Here is a 6,541-nt window from a genome sequence, read left to right as displayed (position 1 = left end):
GGGGTAGATGAGATTGCCTATCGTAAATACCATAAGTACATAACCCAAGTTATTTAGAGCCCGTAACAGATCATGAAACTGGAAAGATCGTCTATGGAGCAGAAGGAAAAAGCGCTAAGAGTCTAGATGGGTTCTTATGTGAGCTTGGTTCGCAACGTTCCAAGCTCTCACACAAGTAGCAACAATGGACATGGGACCAGCTTTTGCTAAAGCTTTCGCTGATCGCACACCAGATACTTAGGTCGCAACCTCGATCCTTTTCATGTCGTTAAATTGGGCACTGAGGCCCTGGAGGAGGTAAGATGCGACCTATGGCGCCAACTGAGAAAACTTCCTACTCCAGATTACGCCCGTAGGTTTGTGAGTGCAAGATGGGCATTACTAAAGAATCCTGGTGATTTGACTCAACGCCAAAATGAGACTCTACGTCAAATAAAGTCAACCGCTGCAATACTTCTAAAGCCCTTAGAGATGAAAGAATCCCTAAGAGGGATATTCGGTAGTGGATTATCCAATGACGAAGTAGCTGAGTTCTTGGATTCCTGGTGTGCTCGTGCTTCACGAGCACAGATACCTAGCTTTGTCAGATTATCAAAGACAATTCGAACCCATAAAGATGGAATTATGGCTGCTATTGAGCCCCCTAGCTTGAAAAGGGTGTCTCCAACGGAAGGCTTGAGGGTCTAAACAATAAATTAGATCCGCCATTGCTAGATGCTATGGTCTTCACTCTGCAAAATCAACACTTGCTTTGGTGATGCTTTCATGCGGTCCGATTGATCTCAAGCTCCCCTACGAAAGGGTTGCTTGATCCACATCTATGTTAGGAGAGCCAGTTTTTAGTTGTTCGACCGCGTGGAATGTGTAATCACACAATTCGTGCTGAGTTCGATTCGTTAAAGCTATTTAGTTTACTTCCCACGACTTTTCAAGAAGAACCTGGAGTGTAAATCTAATGCCTCAGCGTGATTTAGCGATCCTCCAAGACCAATATGCGTAATTTCCGAGGACCGTGGACGCCTTCAACCCTTGATAGTTCAATGTCTGAGGTTGCGGAGGGCCCAGAGACTACTGTAATTGGATATTTTAGATTTACCATTGCCATAGCTTCGGTAAAGCTTGACTTTATATAGCTGGCGCGCAAGAGGCAGTAGTGGTAGTCGACAACCAAGGAGATGATCCGTCGACCGTCGGTAACTGGGTTATTTAGAATTATCGACCCGGTTGTGGCGGCAGCAGCGGACGCTCCAGTGAGCGAGGCGTTGATTTGTGAGATTTGCGAGGCATTTAGTTTTGGATCATCCATAGTTAGATCGAAGTGCGTCCGCAAATCGTCCAAGATGTTTAGCTGTAGATCTTGAAGTAACGACTCGGGCATTATTAAAGATTTTTGGGAGTCTTTTTCGGTTAATTCATAAAGTAGTTTCGAGACGTTTTTGCTCGATACGACTTCTACTATGGCCTTGTAGTCGCGCGCCAATTCGACAAATGTTCCCAGTAAGTTATGTTCGACCTGATGGGTAGGGTTCGGAGTGCGACGATATTGCGATGGTACTTGCGCGAGCTTAGGGTTGCGGCGAATCGCCACCGAGATAGCGGATACGCCTTCTTCTAATGGATCTGGATTGTCGTGTGGTCCGCTCATTATTTTTCCTTCCCGGAGATTTTATTAATCCGTCGAGAACTAGGTATTCCTCGAGATTTGGTCCATTTATTCATCAATGGGATAGCGTCTATTAGCTTCTTTGGAATTTTGGCGGCAAGATCGTTGCCAAAACCTACCCCAGCATACGCCGTTCGAAGGAGTTTTGGATTCGACATCACGACTGAGGCGACGGCAAAGGCGCGACGCTGAGATTTAGAGGTATTGGCTTCGTTGGCTCGGCTCCTTAGGTAGGTCAGTATCCTTGGAATGTTAATCTTTACTGGGCAGACTTCATAGCAGGCGCCGCATAGTGTCGAAGCAAATGCTAGTGAGCCGGCTTGTTCGGGTCCAAGCAACTGTGGTACAAGGATTGCGCCAATTGGACCTTGATATACGGATCCATATGAAAATCCGCTAGCCCTTTCATAGACGGGACAGACATTCAGACAAGCCGAACAGCGGATGCATCGTAGCGTCTCAAACGAGACCGGATCTGAGAGGATCGAGGATCGATTATTGTCCAGTAGCACCAAATGGAATTCCTGGGGGCCATCGCCTGGTGTTACGCCATGGAAGATAGTTGTATAGGGGTTCATCCGTTCGCCAGTGGATGACCTAGCTAGGAGTTCCATAAAGAGCGGTACATCTTGAAATGATTTGATGACCTTTTCGATACCCATGACTGTAACTAGGACATCTGGAAGGGTGAGGCACATTCTACCGTTTCCTTCGGATTCAACTATTGCAATTGAACCTGAATCGGCCACAGCAAAGTTTGCCCCAGAGATTCCGAACGGTACACTTAGGAACTTCTCTCTTAGATAAACGCGAGCTGCCTCTGCGAGGATTGCGGGAGAGTTCTCAAGTTTTGTCTTAGAGATTGTGGACGAAAATAGTTCGGCTATCTCATCTCTGTTCTTATGAATAGCTGGCACCAGAATATGGCTAGGCATTTCCCCGGCAAGTTGCACTATCAGTTCGGCTAAATCCGTCTCTTGTGCTTTGATGCCCGCCTTTGCAAGAGCGTCGTTTACCCCAATTTCATCGGTAGTTATCGATTTGACCTTGATGGCCTCAGTGAAGTTATGGCTTTTGGCTATTCCAACGATAATCTCGTTAGCACTGCGAGCGTCATGAGCAAAGTGAACTTGACCACCACGCTCTTGGACTGATTGAATTAGAGTCTTTATCAAGTCGTCCAAATTAGCGAGTGAGTCATCTTTTATCATTGCGGCTCTGGTGCGCATTGTCTGCCAATTGCTGACCTCAGAAACTACCGAAGCCCTTTTGTTTCTAATCGTTCCGGTGGCGTTGGTTAGGTTGGCTCTTAGGGCTGGAATCTTTGTAAATTCGTGGGCTAATTTCGAGAATTTAATCTCGCCTGATTGCCCAAGTGCTGCTTTTATTGGATATTGAGACATTATTTCCCGTTCACTTAAACTAGAGCTGACTCTTTAGTGCTAGCGAGTATTTCAGCTATGTGTAGCGTCTTTATCTGCGATCCCTTTTCTTTGAGCCCTCCGCCTATATGCATCAGGCAAGAGTTGTCGAGTGCGACTAAATATTGCGCATCTAGGGAAATTATGGAGTTGACTTTATCTTCTAGCATCGCTTCAGAGACGTCATTGTTTTTTACTGAAAACGTACCGCCAAAGCCACAACAGGTCGTTTGAGTGGGGTTTGTGATCAATTCAATCCCGTCTACCGAGCCTAGAATTCTAAGTGATGGCTCTAATAGACCCAACGATCGCACTGAGTGACATGTGGGATGTAATACTACTTTATGGGGGAAGTATGAGCTAGATACATCTTCTCGATGATAGGTATCTATAAATTCAACGAGCTCGAATGAACGATTTAGAATCGATGCAAGTTTGTGAACATTGGTTGGGCTCATAAATCCTCCCGCAAGTTCGAGATAGTTTTCGCGCACCATTGCAGCACAGGAAGCTGATGGAAAGACGACGTAGTCATAGTCGATATTGGTTTTAACGAACGAACGAATCATCTCCGAGATCAGATCCGGATAGCCGGTATTGAAGTGCATTTGACCACAGCACACCTGTGTTTTTGGGAGATGCACCTGGTATCCGTACCTGGTTAAAACGTTGAAAGTGGCCTGGGTGGTTCGGCTAAATAGTGCGCCGTTTAGACAGGTTTCAAAGATTGCAATCTTTTGGGAATTCATAACGATAGATACCTTGCAGTAAATGTTTTTGAAATTCTACATAGATACATGATCAATTACAAACTGAGAAGCACTTCAAATTTAAATTTGCCTTTGAAGTGGAATTTAACCTAAATATACGAGTTTGGAGAGGCCAATTTTCGTGAAGAAGCCATTTAGGGCGATCGTAACAAGTGAAAATCTGTTCATCGCTAATAGCAATCCAAAGAATATTAAGGCGAATCCAGAGATGAGAGAGAGTTTGGAACTTTGACGTTTTAGCCAATCGAATGACGTCTTGATTCTGGTATAGGCGAGGCCCGTAATCATGAAAGGAACCCCTAGACCTAAACTGTAAAAGACGAGCAGGATTGCTCCTTGCGTCACACTTTTTTGGCTTGCTGCAACTCCCAGAATAGATGAGAGTATTGGCCCGATACACGGTGTCCATCCAAAGCCAAAGGCGACCCCGGCGATTGCTGGCCCAAATCGGCCAAGGCGTGCAATGTTAGGATGAAACCGCCTTTCCGACGCGAAGATGTTGAACCGTCCTAGACCACCGATTACTATAAAAACGCCCATCACCAGGACTAAGAGACCCGTAATTCGTCCTATCAAGATGTGGCTATGAAAGATCGAGCGTCCCAAGGCAGTCGCCGTCATGCCTAAGAGTACAAATACCGTTCCAAAACCTAAAATAAAATAGAGTGTCGCTTTGGCGACTTGGAACTGAGTAGAACTAATTGATTCGACTGTTTTGGATTGGGTTTTGACCTTAGTTGTGATTGTCGGTGAATCTTTTTTGTCTTCAATGCGCTTTTTATCTCGAATGTCTATGCCGGTAATAATTGAAAGATAGGCGGGCACAAGTGGCAATACGCATGGCGATGCGAATGAGATTATCCCACCGCCAAAGGCCACGATATAACCAAGACTTGTTGCCACGTGTCTCCTTTTTCCTGCTCGAGATTTAAATCTTGGACGCCAACACCCTAAAGCGGTTTCGTGCTAGTTAATCTAGTTTGGTTGAATTGCCTTGGGGCCTATGACGGAACGAGCTGGACTTTTACCTTCTCTTGTGATATTGGCTCAATGAAGGTCAGGTCAGAGCTCTGACTATCAACTTGGTATACGATTGATTTCGTATCGCTGCTCCAGGTTTGAAGGCGGCTTATATCGCTTTCGGCACAATTGTGCGTCCAAGCGACCCAAGTTCCCGTTACTGTTCCGTCCGCTCCGACAGTCTCACCTGGGGTCAATGAGCCATCCTTAGGAAAGTCCCTTTTGTAACCTATCAAAATGGTTGCATCGAAGTTGACGACTCCGGTGATCTCGGCGGATTGGGAAGTTGGAAAACTTTGAGCGATCAATCGCGCGCGCTCGCTCGAATGCAATCTTGCTCTTTTTAGGCGAGCCTCCTCAATCTTTCGTTTTTGTCGAGACCAGCCAACTGCCGGTGCAATTCCGAGAAACAAAATACCTATAATTGGTATCGAAAATGCAAAGAACACCTTAGACAACCTGCACCACCCGTAATAATTATCGCATCTCCGCACTCTTATCCGACAGTTATGATGAAGTATTTTTCGGAAATATTGCTCTCATTCAACCACGCGTCTTTTTCGATCAAGTTGAACCCACACTTTTGGTTGTCTATCTGTGATCATTTGGGTCCTCTAAAGCATCTTTGGCCCTTTTTTGTGAATACTTTTGTGAAGGTTAGGATGCTTATGAGCTGTAAACCCTATAGGGCTATGAAGCCATCTTCGTTGGTGGGCGGCCATGAGTGATATGCTCTAATAACGCACATTAGCTAAAGATACGGGAATCCAATGAAGCTTACTATTTGTGGTTCAGCAGGCTCCTATGGGGCACCCTTGAGGGCCTGTTCCAGTTATTTGGTGACATCGGAGAGGTCGAATCTACTGATGGATCTTGGCAATGGTTCATTTTCTAACTTTTTGGCCGTGAGCGAGACCTCACTGCTCTCCGGAGTATTTATTTCTCATCGTCACCACGATCATTTGGCCGATCTGGTCTCACTCTTTCATTTTATGAAGTTTGTGCCCGGTGCGAAGGTGGATAAATTACCATTACTTGCTACCGCGGTCACCTATGAGGCTCTGTGTAATCTTACGGGTCTAGCGTTGGCGGAAGTCTTTGACTTTCGAAAGATTGACGTTAATTCTAAGATTTTGTTGGGTGATCTTGAGCTAACCTTTTGCGAAACTGATCATGTCGATGGGACTTTGGGTATAAAAATTACAGAGTCGGACGGTCGCACGATCGTCTATAGCGCAGACAGTGCCTACTGCGATTCTCTGGTTGCCCTTGCTCAAAATGCTGACATCCTATTGGCGGAGTCAACCTGGATTGAGAGGCCTAGATGGTCTTCTCGCGGAATTCATATGGATGCTCTTGAAGTAGGTGAGCTTGGCGAAGCCGCAGGCGTTGCTCGTTTGGTAATTACTCACGTAGCCTATCCAAATGACCCGAATCAGGCTCGCCAAGTTGCGTCGACGAAGTATTCAGGGGAGATTTTAATTGCTAACGATTTCGATGTAATTGAGGTCTGAACTAGAGGTCTGAACTAGAGGATTGAGCCTTGGTTTTGCTGGTTTTCGCTTATTGTGAAGATCGATTCCGTGATGTATTGATCGGTAGTTCTATTTACGGTAGTTCGGTTTTAGATACTTTTAGATTCCATCGTAAAGTTTAGATCGAAGGAC

At 45.6% G+C, this 6,541-nt stretch carries 6 protein-coding genes and 1 pseudogene; 2 read left to right on the top strand and 5 right to left on the bottom strand.

Going from position 1 to position 6,541, the window contains the following annotated elements:
- Positions 1-261: 261 nt before the first annotated feature.
- Positions 262-687 (top strand): annotated as a pseudogene (locus tag AXFE_RS13560) (ISL3 family transposase); the annotation flags it as partial.
- Between the two features lie 283 nt (positions 688-970).
- Here AXFE_RS13560 and AXFE_RS13555 read toward each other — a convergent pair.
- From AXFE_RS13555 to AXFE_RS13535, 5 genes are all read right to left on the bottom strand, one after another.
- Positions 971-1,645: an LUD domain-containing protein gene (locus AXFE_RS13555; protein WP_052606493.1), complete on the bottom strand. Its 675-nt coding sequence runs from the start codon at positions 1,643-1,645 to the stop codon at positions 971-973.
- The gene (locus tag AXFE_RS13550; protein WP_052606492.1) at positions 1,645-3,066 is read right to left on the bottom strand and encodes a lactate utilization protein B; all 1,422 of its coding nucleotides are present in this window, start codon (positions 3,064-3,066) and stop codon (positions 1,645-1,647) included. The genes AXFE_RS13555 and AXFE_RS13550 overlap by 1 nt, the downstream gene beginning before the upstream one ends.
- 14 nt (positions 3,067-3,080) lie before the next feature.
- Complete coding sequence (locus AXFE_RS13545) at positions 3,081-3,833, bottom strand: (Fe-S)-binding protein (RefSeq protein WP_052606491.1); 753 nt, start codon at positions 3,831-3,833, stop codon at positions 3,081-3,083.
- 105 nt (positions 3,834-3,938) lie between these two features.
- Positions 3,939-4,757, bottom strand: a complete 819-nt coding sequence (locus tag AXFE_RS13540) for a cytochrome c biogenesis CcdA family protein (RefSeq protein WP_052606490.1) — start codon at positions 4,755-4,757, stop codon at positions 3,939-3,941.
- Between the two features lie 98 nt (positions 4,758-4,855).
- Complete coding sequence (locus tag AXFE_RS13535) at positions 4,856-5,323, bottom strand: hypothetical protein (RefSeq protein WP_052606489.1); 468 nt, start codon at positions 5,321-5,323, stop codon at positions 4,856-4,858.
- Positions 5,324-5,644: 321 nt separating this feature from the next.
- On the opposite strand from AXFE_RS13535, the gene AXFE_RS13530 reads away from it, so the two are divergent.
- Entirely contained in the window at positions 5,645-6,388 is a 744-nt protein-coding gene (locus AXFE_RS13530) for an MBL fold metallo-hydrolase (protein WP_052606488.1), read from the top strand.
- Positions 6,389-6,541 lie beyond the last annotated feature (153 nt).

Origin of the sequence: Acidithrix ferrooxidans, from assembly GCF_000949295.1 — a bacterium.
Lineage (GTDB): Bacteria > Actinomycetota > Acidimicrobiia > Acidimicrobiales > Acidimicrobiaceae > Acidithrix > Acidithrix ferrooxidans.
Note: the sequence above shows the minus strand (reverse complement) of the source record. Positions and strands in the feature narration are given on the sequence as shown.

Excerpts from the sequence above, each read along its gene's own strand:
- AXFE_RS13530 (WP_052606488.1), top strand. The coding sequence starts at position 5,645 with ATGAAGCTTACTATTTGTGGTTCAGCAGGCTCCTATGGGGCACCCTTG.
- AXFE_RS13555 (WP_052606493.1), bottom strand. The coding sequence starts at position 1,645 with ATGAGCGGACCACACGACAATCCAGATCCATTAGAAGAAGGCGTATCC.
- AXFE_RS13550 (WP_052606492.1), bottom strand. The coding sequence starts at position 3,066 with ATGTCTCAATATCCAATAAAAGCAGCACTTGGGCAATCAGGCGAGATT.
- AXFE_RS13545 (WP_052606491.1), bottom strand. The coding sequence starts at position 3,833 with ATGAATTCCCAAAAGATTGCAATCTTTGAAACCTGTCTAAACGGCGCA.